The following is a 16,653-nucleotide window of genomic DNA, read 5'->3' as shown; positions in this document are numbered from 1 at the left end:
GATGGCCCGCAGATGCGGCCATCCCCGGCGGTCGCCGGGTGGTGTCCCCGCCTGCACGATATCGAAGCGCGAGGAGCAAAACAGCATGTCTGCAAAAGATGTCATATTCGGCGATGAAGCCCGCAGCCGGATGATGAAAGGCATTGATATCCTTGCCGATACGGTCAGGATCACCCTTGGCCCAAAGGGGCGCAACGTCATCCTGGACCGGAGCCTTGCGCCGCCGCGCATCACCAATGACGGCGTGACTGTGGCGCAGGAAATCGAGCTTTCGGACAGGGTCGGCAATATGGGCGCGCGCCTCGTGCGGGAGGTGGCATCCCGCACTCATGACGAGGCCGGAGACGGCACGACGACCGCGACGGTGCTCGCGCAGGCCATTGTCCGTGAAGGCATGAAAGCCGTGGCCGCCGGCATGAACCCGATGGATCTGAAGCGCGGCATTGACAGGGCCGTGCGTCTCGCGGTCACAGGTCTCAGGGATATGTCGCGCCCGGTCACTGACAGTGACGAGATTGCCCGTGTCGGCGCGATCTCGGCCAATGGCGACGCGGCCATCGGCCGCCAGATCGCGGATGCGATGCAGCGGGTTGGCAAAGAGGGCGTGATCACCGTCGAAGACGCCAGAGGCAGGGAGACGACGACCGAAATGGTCGAAGGCATGCAATTCGACCGCGGCTGGCTGAGCCCCCATTTCATCACCGATCCGCAGAAGATGAGTGTCGTGCTTGAAGACGGTGTGATCCTGCTGCTCGACAGCAAATTGTCGGCGCTGAAGCCGATGCTGCCGCTGCTTGAGGAGGTGCTGGAGGCCGACAGGCCGCTTCTGCTCGTCGCCGAAGACATCAGTGGCGAGGCGCTTGCGATGCTGGTCGTCAACAGGCTTCGGGCGGGGCTGAAGGTTGTCGCGGTGAAATCTCCCGGCTTCGGCGAAAGCCGCAAGGCCATGCTGGAGGACCTCGCCATTCTCACCGGGGGCGAGGTGATCTCGGCCGATCTGGGAACGCGGCTTGAGGATGTGACCCTGGCCCGGCTGGGCAAGGCGAGGAAAATCCTCGTCAGTAAGGACACTACGACCATCATCGACGGCCTGGGGGACAAGGCGGCAATCGCCGCACGGGTCAGCCGGATCCGCGCGCAGATCGCGGAGCAGGTTTCGGATTATGACAAAGAGAAACTGCAGGAACGCCTGGCACGTCTTGCGGGCGGCATTGCTGTGATCCGTGTTGGTGGCGCCACCGAGACCGAGGTGACCGAGCGCAAGGACAGGATTGATGATGCGATCCATGCGACACGCGCGGCCGTCGAAGAGGGCGTGGTCCCCGGTGGCGGGGTGGCGCTTTTGCTTGCCGGCAAGCTGTTGGCGGATCTGAAAGGGGACAATCCCGATCAGGATGCCGGGATCAGGATCATCCGCAGGGCGCTGCAGGCCCCCTTGCGCCAGATTGCCGTGAACGCCGGAGCCGATGGGGCCGTCATCGCGGGGAAGATCTCTGAGGTCGGACGTCCCGGCTATGGCTATGATGCGCAGACCGGAACCTTTGTCGACATGTTCGAGGCGGGGATCCTGGACCCGGCCAGGGTGGTGCGTATCGCACTGGAAGATGCCGCATCGGTTGCGGGCCTTCTGATCACCACAGAAGTGATGATCGCCGAGCACCGGTGAAGACGCAGGGCTGCCGGCAAGATCTTCTGCCGCGTGGCCGGCCCCGGCAGCGCTCTGGCGGTCTGAATCTGTCGAATTTCGGCAAGGACCCTGAAACCTCGCAGCCAATCCTAACATCGATCAGCCCCGGGGGGCCGGCCAGCCTGTAAAAGTGACTGACCCGGACGGAGTGGTTCAGGTCGCCACTGACCTCAGATCAATCTCTCTGGCTGCAAGACAATATCTGCCGGTGATCCGCATCCGCTCATTTTTTTCGCCCACGACGCCTGCATCCTGAAAGGACGCAAAGATGACACCTCCTGAATGGCTCAAACCCGGCATTTATGGCGCTATCCTCGGCGGTATCGCGGTGGCTGTGATCGGCTTCGGATGGGCGGGATGGTCTACCGCAGGCGGCGCCAGCCGAATGGCACAGACCGCGGCGAGCGAGCAGACCGTTGCCGCCCTTGTCCCGGTCTGTCTGGCAATGTCTGCCGCCGATCCCGAGCGTGTGACCAAGATCGCGACGATCCGCCAGGCGACAACTCCTGGCAGGCGCGATGCGCTGATTGCGACCGGCTGGGCGACGATGCCCGGACGTGAAGCGCCGGATCGCGCACTTGCGACGGCATGCCTTGCCGCGCTGGAGCTTCCCACCGCCTGATCGCGGCTCTGATCATATAAGATTTCGATCAGGCCGGCGCATTGTGCGGCCCGATTGCCTGGTCCTGCAGCGCGCCCCGGGATCATCCCGGGGCGCGCTGGCGTTTGCGCAGGGGCAGATCTTCGGCACGGAACACCATGTGCAGAGCCGCCGCGTCTCAGATCTTTGCAACGGCCAGGCGGCACTGCGCGATGATCCCGACCCATCCCCTGGCGCGCAAAGTTGCACGACCGCGCGCTGGAGGCGCGGATCCGGCGGCGACGCTTTTCGGGTGGCCCTTTGTCACTTTCCACGGGAAAAACCAGAGGCAGATGACATCGGATCCATGCCCTTTCATCTGTCCTTAAATATTCCTGGGGACGCGGCAAAGCCGCGCGGGGGCAGGGCCTCCGACTGGGCCCTTAATCCTCGCCCCGGCCGAGCCGGGCCGCGCGGCCACCCCGGCGCTTTACCAGCGAGGCCGCGCGCGAGGGAAGCTCATCCATGATACGCCGGCGCTCGGGCGCGGGGATCGAAGACCAGGCGCCGATCTCGGAAAGCGTGCGGTAGCATCCGACGCAGATCTTCGCGTCGGAATGGATCACACAGATCTTCACGCAGGGGCTCTCGATCTCGTTGCGGGCCCAGATGTCGTCCTTCACGATATGCCTTTCTGTCTTCGGCCCCGGATCTTGGGTCATGCGGTCACCGGTCCGGCGGTCATCGGACATCTGGTCATCGGCACCGCGCTCATCCATGGCGCGCGATCTGGTCCAGCCGGTCCAGCGCGCCTTGCAGAATATAGCCTGCCGCCACCGCGTCGATCACCTCTTTCCGACGTTTTCTCGACGCATCCGCCTCGAGAAGCGCCCTTTCTGCCGCAACAGTCGACAGCCGCTCATCCCACCAGGTGATCGGCAGCGGCGTCAGCTTTTCCAGATTGCGGGCGAAAGCGCGGGTCGATTGTGCCCTTGGCCCCTCGCTGCCATCCATGTTCAGCGGCAGGCCCAGCACGATCGCCTTCCCCTCGCGCGCCTTTATCAGCTCCAGCAGCCGCGCGGCATCGAGGGTGAATTTCTCGCGCCGGATCACGAGTGTCGGCGTGGCGACCGAGCGGCGCAGGTCCGAGATCGCGACGCCGATGGTTTTGGTGCCCAGATCCAGGCCGATGATCGCGCCGGAGGGCGGCAGTTCGGCCATCAGCTCCGAGATATCGTCAAGGATCATGGGGAAACCTCTTCTGCCGGGATGGCTTTGGCGGCGGCTTCGATCAGCGCACGCTCAGAGCCCTCAGTGCCCTCAGCCCCCTCCGGCCAGGCGCTGCGGGCGTGATCGAGCATGTCCCGCGCCTCGTCGACCCGGCCCAGCACCACAAGGCCGCGGATCAGCTGCGCCCATTCTGCGCCCGAGCCACCCTCGTTTTGCAGCCGCGCACTGAGGCCCGCAACCATGCCCGCCGCCATCTCGGCGATCTCGGCCTCGCTCTTGCCGGCGGCGGCCGCGATGTCTTCGGCACCTGGCCCACGCAGCGCTGTGTCCCGGGCGGCGGGTTCTGCGGCATCTGCCTCGGGCAGCTGATAATCCCAGGCCCCGGCAAACCAGGCCGCAGCCCGGATCTGATCGCGCAGGCGCGGCACCCAGAAACCATCCTGCGGCCCCTGTTCGATCAGCGGCCGCCAGAGCGCGAAGGCCCGGTCCGGCCGCCCGCCCTGGGCATAGAGCTCGCCGGCAAAGAGGAAGAGGGGGCCGGTGGCCTCGCTGACCGGCGGCAGCGCCGTCAGCACCGCGCGGTCCTCGCCCTGGGGCTGGAAGCCCTGGGCTGCGGCCAGCAAAAGATCCGCCACCCGGTCCAGCGCGGCGCGCCCGTCAAGGCCAAGGCCCCGGACCACCTCGGCCTCGGCCTCGGGCGAGACATAGCCAGAGGCCTGTTCCACCAGCAAAAGTGTCAGAAAGCTGTAATCGGTTGCACTGGCCTCAGCACCGCGCACCTCGATCAGACGCCGCTGCGCGAGGATCGCATCGGCGTAATTCCCCAGCCGCGCTTCGATGGTCGCGCGCAGCCCGAGGCCCTGGAGGTTGTCAGCCACCGCCGGATCCACCGTTTCGCGCAGCTTTTGCAGCGGCTCGACCATATCCGGCTCCGGCTCGGCCGGGATGATCGGGGGAAGATTTGCGACATAGACCGCCTGTGAGGGCCGGGTTGCCATGCGGGATTCGGCCTCGGCCAGCCGCGTCGCCATTGGCAGATCAGGCTGACCGGGCCGCCCGAGGTGCAGATAAAGAAAGACCGCCCCCGCCACTGCAAGCACGATCACCCCCGCCGCCAGCACCAGATCGCGCGACGAGCCCGCACCCGATACCGCGCGCCGGTTCAGACGGTCTGCCTCCAGCAGACGGCGCCCGATTTCAGCCTTAAGCCGCTGCGCCTCGGCCCCGGTGAGCCCCCCGCGTGCCTCTTCCTGCCCGATCCCGGCAAGCTGCTGGCGATAAAGCCTGATATCGCGTGCGAGTTCTGGTTCCGGCGGGGTGCGACGGGCAAAGACCAGGCTGAGGGTCAGGAGGATCGCAATCCCGCCCGCAAGCATCGCCGCCACCATCCAGAACCCGGTGGCATCGCCCAGTCCATCCATCATCCGCCCCATCATCCGCACATCAACCCTGTGGGTCATGTAATGGTTTTACCGGCTTTGCAAAAGCCCGCGCTGCCGGGCCAATCGACGCAGCCCGGCACGCGGCTACATGCCTGCGGTCTTGCCGGGGCCTCCACGAGGTCGCGGTGTCGCAATTTTCCCGATTGTGCCGCGTGAAGGCGGTGGCGTTTTCCAGCTGTCGGGCAGAAGATAAGAGGCCGGATTCCGGGCCTGCATTCCCCGACCGCCCTGGTCACGACTACGGGCCGGGCAGGGGCATGAGCGGAAATCGGCGGATATGAAAGCGACATGCGAAACGCGCGGCGGAGGTTCACCAGATGAGGCGTTATTCGGTCTTTGCCCTTGCCCGCGAGGCGTTGCGCTACCATTCCGGCTGGGGAAAGGCCTGGGCCTCGCCCGAACCGAAGAAGCACTATGACGCGATCATCATCGGCGCTGGCGGTCATGGTCTCGCAACGGCTTATTATCTTGGCAAAAATCATGGCATCAGGAATGTCGCGGTGATCGAGAAGGGCTGGCTCGGCGGCGGCAATACCGGCCGCAATACGACCATCATCCGCTCGAACTATCTGCAGGATCCCTCCTCGGCGATCTTCGAAAAGGCGCGCGCGCTTTATGAAAACCTGAGCCAGGATCTGAACTATAATATCATGTTCTCGCCGCGCGGTCTTTTGATGCTGGCGCAGACCCATCACGAGGTCCGGGGCTATAAGCGCACGGTTCACGCGAACCAGCTGCAGGGCGTCACCACCGAATGGCTGGAGCCCGGGCAGGTCAAAAAGGTCGTGCCGATCATCAATCTGCACGGGCCGCGCTATCCGGTTCTGGGCGGTCAGTGGCAGGCGCGGGGCGGCACAGCCCGCCATGACGCTGTGGCCTGGGGCTATGCGCGGGCCTGTTCCGACATGGGCATGGACATTATCCAGAATTGCGAAGTCACCGCCGTGCGTCAGGAAAACGGCGTGGTGACAGGGGTCGAGACCACGCGTGGCGAGATCTCCTGCAAAAAGCTCGGCATCGTCGTGGCCGGTCATTCCGGCGTGCTCGCAGAAATGGCGGGCTTCCGGCTGCCGATCGAATCGATCGCGCTTCAGGCGCTGGTCTCGGAACCGATCAAGCCGGTGCTCGATATCGTCGTGATGGCCAATACCGTCCATGGCTATATCAGCCAGTCCGACAAAGGCGAGCTGGTGATCGGCGGCGGCACTGACGGCTTTAACAACTATACCCAGCGTGGCTCCTTCCATCATGTCGAGGAAACGCTGCGCGCCCTGGTTGAGACTTTCCCGATCATCTCGCGGCTCAAGATGCTGCGCCAATGGGGCGGCATCGTCGATATGACCGGCGACCGCTCGCCGATCATCTCGAAAACCCCGCTCGGAAACTGCTTCATCAATTGCGGCTGGGGAACGGGGGGCTTCAAGGCGATCCCGGGATCCGGCTGGGCGATGGCCGAGCTGATCGCCAAAGGCGAGCCGGGCGCTCTGGCCCGGGAATTCGACATGTGGCGCTTCAAAGAGGGCCGCTTCATCGACGAATCCGTCGCCGCAGGGGTGGCCCATTGATGCGCGTCACCACGATGGCAATGATATCTCTGCCAGTTATTGCGGTGCTGACGCTGCCAGGCACCTGGATCTGGTATGAGCTGGGCAAGGAAACGCCCGGCGGGCCCATCCAGTTCGGCTGGCATTTCAGCTTCGTCGCAGAAGACGAGACCGAGGCCGATCTTATCCTCTTTTATGACCCTTCGCAGCCGGCCTATCTCTCAGGCCGGTCTGGCTCTGGCTATAGCTGGAATGCGCTGGCCTGTGTCAGAGCGGCAGAGCTTACCTGCCTTGCAACGGAGATCGAGGGGCAATTCTCTTCTCGTGCAGGGATAACCGGCAGCCTGGAGTGCTCTGACGAAACGCGCCGCAGTATCCGGTTTTCCGTGGCAGAGGGAATGCCGTTCGGCCCCCCCGTCACGGGCGACATTGCACTCGCAAAGGCAGATGGCGAACCGCAGCTCTTTGAGCTGGTCCGCACCCGTAAATTTGAAGGCGAGGCCCTCCGGCTTCTTTGTCCGGATCGTTTTCCCGGGGAGGAAACCGTGCAACTCGCAACACCGGAGCTTCGCCATGCCGCATGAACGCCTGCCGGGCCTGCGCGCCCTGGCTTCTCACTATAGTCTTCTGTCCAAAAATATCCCGGGGTTCGCCGCAGGTTGCGCCACCGGTTCCTGTAACCTGCGGCGCGGGGGGCAGCGCCCCCGGCTCGCGGCCAGCCCGAGGGCGCACCAATGCTGATCCTTGAATGTCCCTGCTGCGGCGTCAAAGCCGAGGAAACCGAACTTGCCCCCGGTGGCGAGGCGCATCTGAAACGGTTCGGCCCCGGCTCCTCTGATGCCGAATTCGAGACCTATATGTTCGCGCGCAAGAACCCCAAAGGCGTGCATTTTGAACGCTGGCGCCATGCCTATGGCTGCGGCAAATGGTTCCTTGCCGCGCGCGACACCGCGACGCTCGAGGTCTTCGGGACCTATCCGGCCCAGACCACGGAACCCCCTGCAGAACTGATAGCAAAGATCCTGGCGAAACAGCCGGGTTGGAAGGGCTGGAAATGAGCGCGAGGCTGCAAAAAGGCGGGCGCCTGATCAACCGATCGGCCCGGATGGAATTCACCTTTAACGGCAAAAAGCTGAACGGGCTTGCCGGCGACACGCTGGCCTCGGCGCTTCTGGCCAATGATCAGCTGCTGGTCGGGCGTTCGTTCAAATATCACCGCCCGCGCGGTATCATGGCCTCGGGCCCGGAAGAACCCAATGCGCTGGTGGCCCTGGGCGAGGGCGCGCGGTTTGAACCCAATCAGCGCGTCACCACGACCGAGCTCTTTGACGGGCTGACCAGCGCCAGCCAGAACCACTGGCCCTCGCTGGAATTCGACATTGGCGCGGTGAACAACAAGCTCGCGCGCTTCCTGCCGGCGGGCTTTTATTACAAGACCTTCATTCATCCGCGTTCGGCCTGGAAACATCTCTTCGAGCCGGTCATCCGCCGCTCGGCCGGTCTCGGCAAACCGCCGGAAGAGGCAGATGCCGACCGCTACGAATATACCTATGGCCATGCCGATATCCTGATTGCGGGCGGCGGTATTGCGGGCCTGCAGGCGGCGCTGGTTGCGGGGGCTTCGGGCGCGAAAGTGCTCCTCCTCGAACAGACCGCGCATTGGGGCGGCCGCGCGCCGGTCGATGGCGATATCATCGACGGCAAACCGGCCGAAGCCTGGATCGCCCAGGCGCTGCAGACCCTTGGCGCGATGGAAAATGTCAGCTTCCGCGCACGCACGATGGTCTCGGGCGTCTATGATCACGGCTATGTTCTGGCCGAGGAACGCATCGCCGATCACACCCCCGGCGACGGGCGGCCGAGGAAACGCCTCTGGCGCATCCGGGCCACCAAAGTCATTGCCGCAACCGGCGCGCTGGAACGGCCGCTGTCATTTGCCGGCAATGATATTCCCGGCGTCATGCTGGCCTCTGCCAGCCGTGATTATGCCGTGAATTTCGCGGTCTCGCCTGGCGAGCGCACGGTTGTCGTCACCAATAATGACGATGCCTACCGCACTGCGATCACGCTGAAAGAGGCGGGGCTAGAGGTCACCGTGGTCGATGCGCGCGCCTCGACCTCCGGCGAGCTGCCGTCCCGCGCCCGTGCGATGGGCATCCGGATCGAGACCGGGCGCGGCATCGTTAAGGTGAAAGGCGGCAAGCGCGTCACCGGCGTCGCCATCGGCCTCCAGGCCGGTGAGGGGGGCGCGGTGGAAGACATCGCCTGCGATGCGGTCGCCATGTCGGGCGGCTGGTCGCCGGTCGTGCATCTGTGGTCGCATTGCGGCGGCAAGCTGATCTGGGACGAGGCGCGTGCGCTGTTCCGCCCCGATGCCACCCGCCCGCCGCTGGGTGAGGACGGCACCGCCATGGTCTACCCGGCAGGCGCGGCCAATGGCGCGCTGGCGGCGGCAGAGGCGCTGAGCGATGCGGCCGCGCAGGCGGCTCTGGCGGTTGAGGCCACTGGCCATAAGACGGGCGCGGCTGCGACTGCTTCGGCGGATGTGGTCGAAGAGGGCGCGATGCTGCCGGTCTGGATCATGCCGGCCTCGGCGGGGATCGATCTGAAATCGAAAATGTGGCTCGATTTCCAGAATGACGTGAAGGTCTCTGACGTGCAGCTTGCCGCGCGCGAAGGCTATGTCTCGGTCGAACATACCAAGCGCTATACCACGCTCGGCATGGCGACGGATCAGGGAAAACTCTCGAATATCAACGGGCTCGCAGTGCTTGCTGATGCTTTGGGTGAAGAGATCCCGCGCGTCGGCACCACAACCTTCCGCCCGCCTTATGCGCCCGTCACGATCGGCGCGCTGACGGGTGAGGCACGCGGCGACATCTTCCAGCCGCTGCGCAAGACGCCAATGCATGACTGGCACCTCGCCCATGGCGCCTATATGGAGCCGGTCGGCCTCTGGCAGCGGCCCTATACCTATCCGCGTGCGGGCGAAACGCATGACCAGGCGGTCAACCGCGAGGTGCTGAACACCCGCGAAAGGCTGGGCCTGCTTGATGCCTCGACGCTGGGCAAGATTCTCGTGAAAGGGCCGGATGCGGGGAAATTCCTCGATATGCTCTACACGAATGTCATGTCTAATCTCGGGATCGGCAAATGCCGCTACGGGCTGATGTGCAACGAACAGGGCTTCCTGTCGGATGACGGTGTGGTGATCCGCATCGCCGAAGACACCTGGCTTTGCCACACCACATCCGGTGGGGCAGACCGGATCCATGGCTGGATGGAAGACTGGCTGCAATGCGAATGGTGGGACTGGCAGGTCTATACCGCCAACCTGACCGAGCAATATGGCCAGATCGCGGTTGTCGGCCCCAATGCCCGGAAACTGCTGGAAAAACTTGGCGGGATGGATGTCTCGAAAGAGGCGCTGCCCTTCATGACCTTCAGGGATGGCGAGCTTGCGGGCTTCCCGGTCCGCGTTCACCGCATCTCTTTCTCGGGCGAGCTGAGCTACGAGATCGCGGTGCCTGCGAGCCATGCGCTTGCCTTCTGGGAACTGCTTTACGACGAAGGCCAGGAGTTCGGTCTCCAGACCTATGGCACCGAAGGCCTGCACGTCCTGCGCGCCGAAAAGGGCTTTATCATGATCGGGGACGAAACCGACGGGACGGTGATCCCGCAGGATCTCAACCTCGACTGGGCGATTTCGAAGAAGAAAGAAGACTTCCTCGGCAAGCGCGGCCAGCAGCGCACCTTCCTCGCCGCAAAAGACCGCTGGAAGCTGGTGGGCTTTGAAAGCCTGGACGGATCGGTGATCCCCGATGGCGCCTATGTCATCGCGGCGGGCACCAATGAATACGGGTTCCGCAATTCCCAGGGCCGCATCACCTCGACCTATCATTCGCCGACGCTGAAAAGAGGCATCGCGATGGGGCTTCTGAAAGACGGCCCGGCACGGATGGGCGAAGTGGTCGAATTCACCGCGATGACCGGCGGTGTCTCGGTCGCGGCAAAGGTTGTTGACCCGGTTTTCTATGACAAGGAAGGGGAGAAGCAGAATGTCTGATCCGGTTTCTGCCCTGCAAGGCGCGGTCGCCCAGGGCTTTGCCCGCGTGGAAGAGATCGGCCCGCTGGGGATGATCACGCTGCGCGCCAAGCCCGGCACTGAGGGGCTGGAGGCGGCGATCAAAGCCGCAACCGGCTGCGATCTGCCCGGGGCGCGCAGGATCACCCATCAGGGCGCGAACAGCTGCGGCTGGATGAGCAATGACGAATTCCTGCTCGTCCTGCCTTACGCCGATGTGGCGAAAGCGCTTGCCGCGATTGCGGTGGCGATGGCAGGCGCGCATCATCTGGCGGTCGATGTCTCGGATGCGCGGGCGGTGTTTCGCGTGACCGGGCCGCAGGCCGATCAGGTGCTGCGCAAGCTGACCCCGGCCGATCTGGATAAGGTGGAGGCGGACGAGATCCGCCGTTCGCGCTTTGCCCAGGTGGCGGCGGCCTTCTGGCCGGTCGCAGCAGCGGGGACAGATTGTGGCTATACGCTGGTCTGCTTCCGCTCGGTCGCGGGCTATGTCATGGGTCTTCTGACCCATGCGGCGCAGGCGGGCAGCGAACTCTGACCGGCGACGCTTCCGGGCCGGGATTAATACCGCACAGATCCGTTTCTGACGGGTCTGGCTTGCAGTTATTCTGCATCGCAAAAGCGATTTGGCATTGGCCAGAGGCCCGGTCTCTGCCTTCCGGAACCGCAGTTGCATATAGCGAAGGGTCGGTTAGTCTCGCGGCAAATTGCTTTCTGATCTGGAGCTTTCGCATATGCCGAGATTAGGCTTTCTCGCTTTTTTCCTCTTCATTTTAACATCTTCTCTTGCCAGGGCTGAGATTGGTGTCTGGCGTTGCACGCTTGGACCGATCAGCGACCGGACGCCCTTTTTCTCGGGGGATCTGCTGATCGCCTATGACCCCGAAACGACACAGCTTTGGGTCAATGATGTCGGGATTGCGGGGATAGATAAGGGCTTTATCCCGGCAAAGGTTTCAATTGACGCAGGCCAGGTCGATCTGCGCTGGAAGCTCAGACTGGCAGAGCATCTGGGCGAAAGAATCGCACGCTTTGCCTATAAGGCGCAATTTGATGCGAGCGGGCGCCAGCTGACCGCAACCGGCTGGGCTGACGGCTATCGCAACCCGCCCGCTGCCACAGTTTCCGGCCCCTGCGTCAGGGCATAGGGCAAAACCGGCGCGTTTTGCGGCGCGCGATCAGGCGCCCTTGTAAGGCGTTGTTTCGCTTTGTCTTGCCCGCAGGGCTTGACCTTCGGGGCGGATGCGCCCTTATTCCAGACGTAACGCCCCATCCGAACAGGAGTGAGTCCGATGACGTTTCATCTTCCCGATCTGCCCTATAAATACAACGCCCTTGAGCCGCTTGGCATGTCGATGGAAACGCTGGAATTCCACCATGACCTGCATCACAAGGCCTATGTCGACAATGGCAACAAGCTGATTGCCGGCACCGAATGGGAGAAGAAGTCGCTCGACGAGATCGTCGTCGGCACTTACCAGGCTGGCGCTGTGGCGCAGAATGGCATTTTCAACAATGCCTCGCAGCACTGGAACCACAATCTGTTCTGGGAAATCATGGGGCCGGACCAGGTCGGGATCCCCGGCGCGCTGGAAAAAGCGCTGACCGAAAGCTTTGGCTCGGTTGCGAAATTCAAGGAAGATTTCGCCGCGGCCGGTGCTGGCCAGTTCGGTTCGGGCTGGGCCTGGCTGGTGAAAGACAAGGACGGGTCGCTCAAGGTCACCAAGACCGAGAATGGCGTGAACCCGCTGGTCTTTGGTCAGACCGCGCTTCTGGGCTGCGACGTGTGGGAGCATTCCTACTATATCGACTTCCGCAATAAGCGCCCGGCTTACCTGTCGAACTTCCTCGAAAAGCTGGTGAACTGGGAAGCCGTCGCCGCGAAACTCTGATCCGTCCCTGACGGATGACAAAAGGGGCCCCGCCGCATTGCGCTGGCGGGGCTTCTTTTTTTGGCGCGGCTTTGCCATGTGATCCTGTGCACCAGATCCTGGCTTTGCGCCGCCTGACCCGGGACAGCCCGGCGTGTCGCGGATGTTCCGGACCTGTACGGAACGCGTCTTCCCTTTCCGCCGGCCCGGGGCGAAAGTCGTCGCCGGAGAATGGCTAAGCGCAGGAGCAGCGGCATGGGGTGGAGAAAGACGGTGCCAGCGCTTTGCCTGGCGCTCAGCGCAATGCCCGGGCTGTCAAAACCGGCAGCGGCTCAGGACTGGTTCACGCGTGAGGCCTGTAGCACGGGCGAGATCCGGGTCTGGCCCGAGGTTCTGTCCGTCGCGGATGAGGCGCGCTATTCTGCCATCGCCGGGGAGGTGCCGAACAGCCTTGGCCGGTTCTGGAAGATCACCGCGCCGGGCGGCCAGATCTCCTGGCTCTGGGGCACCTATCATGTCTCTGAGCGCCGCCTGCTTGCTTTGCCACAAGAGCTGCGCGAGGTGCTTGAAGCTGCTGATGTTGTGGCGCTGGAGTTCAATCCGCAGCCCGGGACCCGCGCCGATATCCGCCGCGCCAATGACCAGGCCTGGATGTTCATTAGCCCGGGGGCAGCGCCGGATGACCGCGCGGATTTCCCGCCACAGATCCTCGACCATATCGCGCTGCGGCTTGAGACCTTTGGCTGGGATCCGGGCTATATGTCGATGATGACCGATGCCGGTCTGTTCAGCCTGTTGCTGTCAGACCCCTGTTCGGATTTCACCCCGTTCATGCCGGCCCAGGACTATTTCATTGCCCAGACCGGCTGGCTTGCGGGCGCACGGATTGCAGGGCTGCAAGAGCCATGGGAACTCGGCGCAGAGCTGACGACGCCAGAGCGCGCGGCGGCGGCGCGGGCGGCGCTGCTGCTTTACGGGCTTTATCTCGGGCCGGATTCCGCGCTTGCCGGGCTGCGGGAGACCGGCTTCGCGCTTTATCTCGAGGGGCGTATCGGGGTGATGGATGCCTGGTCGGATGGCTGGGCGGAACAGGTGCTGGGGGCTGCGCGCGGGCGTGAGGTGGTGGATCTTGCCGAGAGCTATCTGCTGGTCGAGCGCAATGCGATCTGGATGGAAAAGATCCGGAGCCTGGCAGATCAGGGCAATGCGGTGATTGCGGTCGGGGCCTCGCATCTGCCGGGGGATCTGGGGCTGGTAAGCATGATCCGCGATGCAGGCTACCAGGTGGAGCGGGTGGTTTTGCCGGGCGAGCTGCCCTGAGCCTGGTCACTCCTGGCCACTGTGGCCCGCCGGGGATGCCTCCGGCGGGGGTATTTGGATCAGGAGGAATGGCTCAGGCGGTAAGGCGGGCCTCGAGCGCGGCAGTGAGCGCCTCTGTCAGCGCCGGGACATCGGGGACGGCGCTGAACTGGGTTTTCAGCGAGGCATCGGCGAAGCCCTCGCGGATGATATGGTCGATCAGCGCGAGCAGCGGCTGCCAGTAGCCATCGGTATCGAGCAGGAAGATCGGTTTCTTATGCAGCCCGATCTGCGCCCAGGTCAGCACTTCGAAAAATTCGTCGAGGCTGCCGGCGCCGCCCGGCAGCACCACAATCGCATCCGAATTCATGAACATGACCTTTTTGCGCTCATGCATGTCTTCGGTGATCACAAAAGTGGTCAGATCGCGTTTGCCTTTTTCAAGCCCCAGCAGATGCACCGGAATCACGCCAAGCGTGGTGGCACCGGCGCCCTGGGCGGCGCGGGCGACCTCGCCCATCAGGCCGACGTCACCGGCGCCATAGACGAGGCGCCATTTTTGCGCCGCGATTTCGCGCCCGAAGCTCTGGGCGGTGGCGACATGGGCGGGATTGGATCCGGGGCGCGAGCCGCAGAAGACGCAGATTGAGGGAAGCTGCATTGGGACTCCTGAATTCGATTGCCAGCGGGGGCGATATCGGGGTTTCCTTTAGGGGAAAACCTGCCGGGATGCGATGGGAAACCTGACGAAGGGGCGTCGGGGAAACCTGTCCGGCCGGAAGGGGGCTGAGGCCGCGCGGATCGCGCGACGGTGACGGAGAGGGGAACGGATGAAGGCCTGGAGTGACTTGGGCGCGGGCGCGCGTACGGTGGTATCGGTTGCGGGTGCGGGTGCGGGTGCGGCTCTTGCTCTGGGGGTGGTGATATCGGGCTGGCGACCAGAGGCCGGTGGTGGCACGGGCGGGGGCGGGGGGACAGAGCCTGCCGGGCAGGTCGCACAGCTTCCGCAGGAAGGACAGACTGAGGACAGCGCCGCACAGGCAGGGCAGGGCGGGGCTGTTGCTGCCGCCGATGCGCCTTCCGGGGCCGCAGATATTGCGGCGCCGGTCATCACCACCTGGGCGGTGGCTCCGGGCGGTCATGCGACCATCGGCGGGCTCGGCGAGCCGGATGCGCAGGTGCTGGTTCTTATCGACGGGGCCGAGATCGGCATGACGCGGGTGACCCGTGGCGGCGAATTTGCGCTGGTGACCACGCTCGCGCCCAATCCGTCGCCCGCGATCCTCAGCCTGGTGATGGTGCTGGAGGATGGAAGGCGGATCCCGTCGGCCGAGGTGATCGCGATGGGGCCGGTGACCGGTTCGGTTGTGCCGCCTGCGGAGACTGCTGCGGCGGAGACCGCAACGGGCGCCGCAGCCACGGGGGAGCAGGCTCCCGATTTCGCACCGGTTGCGATTGCGGAAACAGGCGCAGAGGCTGCTCCCGTGGCGCTGAAGATCAGCGAGGAAGGGGTCGTGCTCCTCCAGCCCGCAAACCCGGCGAACACACATCTGGTGCCCCCGGTGCTTGTCCAGACCATCTCTTATCTGTCGCCCGGCATCGTGCAGATCGGCGGCAGTGGCGCGCCCGGGGCCTATATCCGTCTCTATCTCGATGACCAGCCGGTGGGGCCGGCAGAGGTCGGGGTCGAAGGGGCGGGCGGCTGGCAGGCAGAGATCCCGGGCATTGCGCCGGGGCTCTACACGTTGCGGGTTGATCAGCTGGATGGTGAGGGCAAGGTGACCTCGCGGGTTGAGATCCCGTTCCGCCGTGAGACACCCGAGGCGCTTGCGACGCTGGCGGGGGGCGGTGTGGATGCGGCTGGCACCGGGACGCCGCCGCCCGAAAATACGCGGCCCGAGGGGCTTTCGTCTGAAATTGCGCCGCAGCCGGCAGAGGCCCTTGCTGTTGTGGCGGCGGCGCCAGAGCCGGAGCCCGGGGCTCAGGCCGCAAGCGAAGCAGTACCCGCAGAGCTTGCCGCGCTGGCCATGGCAGAAGCCGCCTTGCCGGAAACATCGGAGCAGCCGCTCGCGACAGCGGCGCCCGCCGGTGCTGAAGCGCCCGCTCCGGCCGTGCCGGGGATCCCGGTACAGACCGCCTTGCCGGCGTCGCCCGCCATTTCGGTTACAGTGCAGCCTGGCCATACGCTCTGGGCCATCGCGCGCGAAGAATTCGGCGAGGGGGTCTTGTATGTCCAGCTTTTCGAGGCGAACCGCGACCGTATCATCGATCCGGATCTGATCTATCCCGGCCAGGTCTTTACGATTCCGGGGCGTTGACCGGCTGGTTTGCGCCAGACTGGTTGGCGGCAGTCTGATCCGCAACGAGCCGGTTCGCAGCGGGCCTGCCGCTTTGCGGCGGCCCGGCCCTGGTCATATTGCTCTGGCAGCAGGCAATCACTTCGGGATGCTCGGCACAGCAATCATTCAGCAAATGCGAAATCGCGGCGCCGACACCGGCGGGATCAACTGCGTAGAACACATTCCGCGCCACTTTGCGGGCGGTCAGCAACCCGGCCTGTTCCAGTTGCGACAGGTGAAACGACAGCCGCGAGGCCGAAAGCCCAAGCAGGCGCGCGATCTCGCCCGCAGCCAGCCCGTCCGGTCCGGCGGGAACCAGCAGGCGGATCAGGTCAAGCCGGTCGCCATGCGACAGGGCCGAGAAGGCGCGCAGGGCCTGCCCGCGCTGAAGCGGATCAAAGGGAGCGGCCATCCCGGGAGCGGCCATACCGGCTTCGCCGGAGGGTGCCGCACGCAAAGCCGCAGGTCCAGGCACCGCGGTGAGATCTGCGGGGCGTGCCAGGTCCGGCAGATCCGTGGTGCCTGGGTGATCGGGGTCTTTACTCTGATCCATGTTTCAACTATTCATGAATCCTTG

General features: G+C 64.4%; 16 protein-coding genes. 11 read left to right on the top strand and 5 right to left on the bottom strand.

Annotated features, from left to right (window positions below):
• Positions 1–85 precede the first annotated feature (85 nt).
• Complete coding sequence (gene groL / locus AC4FS3_RS17685) at positions 86–1,666, top strand: chaperonin GroEL (RefSeq protein WP_491021630.1); 1,581 nt, start codon at positions 86–88, stop codon at positions 1,664–1,666.
• 289 nt (positions 1,667–1,955) lie between these two features.
• Complete coding sequence (locus tag AC4FS3_RS17680) at positions 1,956–2,309, top strand: hypothetical protein (protein ID WP_491021629.1); 354 nt, start codon at positions 1,956–1,958, stop codon at positions 2,307–2,309.
• A 401-nt stretch (positions 2,310–2,710) separates the two neighbouring features.
• Here AC4FS3_RS17680 and AC4FS3_RS17675 read toward each other — a convergent pair whose 3' ends face one another.
• From AC4FS3_RS17675 to ccmI, 3 genes are read right to left on the bottom strand one after another with little or no spacing between them, the layout of a single operon-like run.
• Positions 2,711–3,046, bottom strand: coding sequence for a DUF1289 domain-containing protein (locus AC4FS3_RS17675; RefSeq protein ID WP_491021628.1), 336 nt, complete (start codon positions 3,044–3,046; stop codon positions 2,711–2,713).
• On the bottom strand, positions 3,039–3,515 hold the full coding sequence (gene ruvX / locus AC4FS3_RS17670; RefSeq protein WP_198836449.1) for a Holliday junction resolvase RuvX: 477 nt from the start codon (positions 3,513–3,515) through the stop codon (positions 3,039–3,041). Before ruvX ends, AC4FS3_RS17675 begins: the two co-directional genes overlap by 8 nt.
• Positions 3,512–4,957, bottom strand: coding sequence for a c-type cytochrome biogenesis protein CcmI (ccmI, locus tag AC4FS3_RS17665; protein WP_491021627.1), 1,446 nt, complete (start codon positions 4,955–4,957; stop codon positions 3,512–3,514). The genes ruvX and ccmI overlap by 4 nt, the downstream gene beginning before the upstream one ends.
• A 299-nt stretch (positions 4,958–5,256) precedes the next feature.
• On the opposite strand from ccmI, the gene AC4FS3_RS17660 reads away from it, so the two are divergent.
• The 8 genes from AC4FS3_RS17660 to AC4FS3_RS17625 all read left to right on the top strand — a co-directional run bounded on the left by AC4FS3_RS17660 (position 5,257) and on the right by AC4FS3_RS17625 (position 13,758).
• The gene (locus tag AC4FS3_RS17660) at positions 5,257–6,504 is read left to right on the top strand and encodes a sarcosine oxidase subunit beta family protein (RefSeq protein WP_491021626.1); all 1,248 of its coding nucleotides are present in this window, start codon (positions 5,257–5,259) and stop codon (positions 6,502–6,504) included.
• Positions 6,504–7,067 (top strand): hypothetical protein, encoded by a 564-nt coding sequence (locus AC4FS3_RS17655; protein WP_491021625.1) that lies wholly within the window; start codon positions 6,504–6,506, stop codon positions 7,065–7,067. Before AC4FS3_RS17660 ends, AC4FS3_RS17655 begins: the two co-directional genes overlap by 1 nt.
• A gap of 150 nt (positions 7,068–7,217) precedes the next feature.
• The gene (locus AC4FS3_RS17650) at positions 7,218–7,541 is read left to right on the top strand and encodes a sarcosine oxidase subunit delta (RefSeq protein ID WP_491021624.1); all 324 of its coding nucleotides are present in this window, start codon (positions 7,218–7,220) and stop codon (positions 7,539–7,541) included.
• Positions 7,538–10,549 carry a sarcosine oxidase subunit alpha family protein gene (locus tag AC4FS3_RS17645; RefSeq protein WP_491021623.1) on the top strand — a complete coding sequence of 1,004 codons (3,012 nt, stop codon included), beginning with the start codon at positions 7,538–7,540 and terminating at the stop codon, positions 10,547–10,549. The genes AC4FS3_RS17650 and AC4FS3_RS17645 overlap by 4 nt, the downstream gene beginning before the upstream one ends.
• Positions 10,542–11,105 (top strand): sarcosine oxidase subunit gamma, encoded by a 564-nt coding sequence (locus AC4FS3_RS17640; RefSeq protein WP_283177523.1) that lies wholly within the window; start codon positions 10,542–10,544, stop codon positions 11,103–11,105. The genes AC4FS3_RS17645 and AC4FS3_RS17640 overlap by 8 nt, the downstream gene beginning before the upstream one ends.
• A gap of 196 nt (positions 11,106–11,301) precedes the next feature.
• On the top strand, positions 11,302–11,715 hold the full coding sequence (locus AC4FS3_RS17635; protein ID WP_491021622.1) for a hypothetical protein: 414 nt from the start codon (positions 11,302–11,304) through the stop codon (positions 11,713–11,715).
• Positions 11,716–11,859: 144 nt separating this feature from the next.
• A complete protein-coding gene (locus AC4FS3_RS17630; RefSeq protein WP_283177525.1) occupies positions 11,860–12,459 on the top strand; it encodes a superoxide dismutase in 600 nt (199 codons plus the stop codon).
• Between the two features lie 234 nt (positions 12,460–12,693).
• On the top strand, positions 12,694–13,758 hold the full coding sequence (locus tag AC4FS3_RS17625) for a TraB/GumN family protein (protein ID WP_491021621.1): 1,065 nt from the start codon (positions 12,694–12,696) through the stop codon (positions 13,756–13,758).
• Between the two features lie 73 nt (positions 13,759–13,831).
• Here AC4FS3_RS17625 and AC4FS3_RS17620 read toward each other — a convergent pair whose 3' ends face one another.
• Positions 13,832–14,398 carry an LOG family protein gene (locus tag AC4FS3_RS17620; RefSeq protein ID WP_491021620.1) on the bottom strand — a complete coding sequence of 189 codons (567 nt, stop codon included), beginning with the start codon at positions 14,396–14,398 and terminating at the stop codon, positions 13,832–13,834.
• A gap of 169 nt (positions 14,399–14,567) precedes the next feature.
• Here AC4FS3_RS17620 and AC4FS3_RS17615 point away from each other — a divergent pair, with 169 nt between their 5' ends.
• The gene (locus AC4FS3_RS17615; protein ID WP_491021619.1) at positions 14,568–16,055 is read left to right on the top strand and encodes a LysM peptidoglycan-binding domain-containing protein; all 1,488 of its coding nucleotides are present in this window, start codon (positions 14,568–14,570) and stop codon (positions 16,053–16,055) included.
• Here the strand turns inward: AC4FS3_RS17615 and AC4FS3_RS17610 are convergent.
• Entirely contained in the window at positions 16,036–16,629 is a 594-nt protein-coding gene (locus AC4FS3_RS17610; protein ID WP_491021618.1) for an ArsR/SmtB family transcription factor, read from the bottom strand. The two genes, AC4FS3_RS17615 and AC4FS3_RS17610, sit on opposite strands and share 20 nt — an antisense overlap.
• Positions 16,630–16,653: the final 24 nt, after the last annotated feature.

The organism is Pseudogemmobacter sp. TB195, from assembly GCF_058313095.1.
The sequence above is the reverse complement of the archived record's forward strand: the minus strand, read 5'-3'. Positions and strand labels throughout refer to the sequence as shown.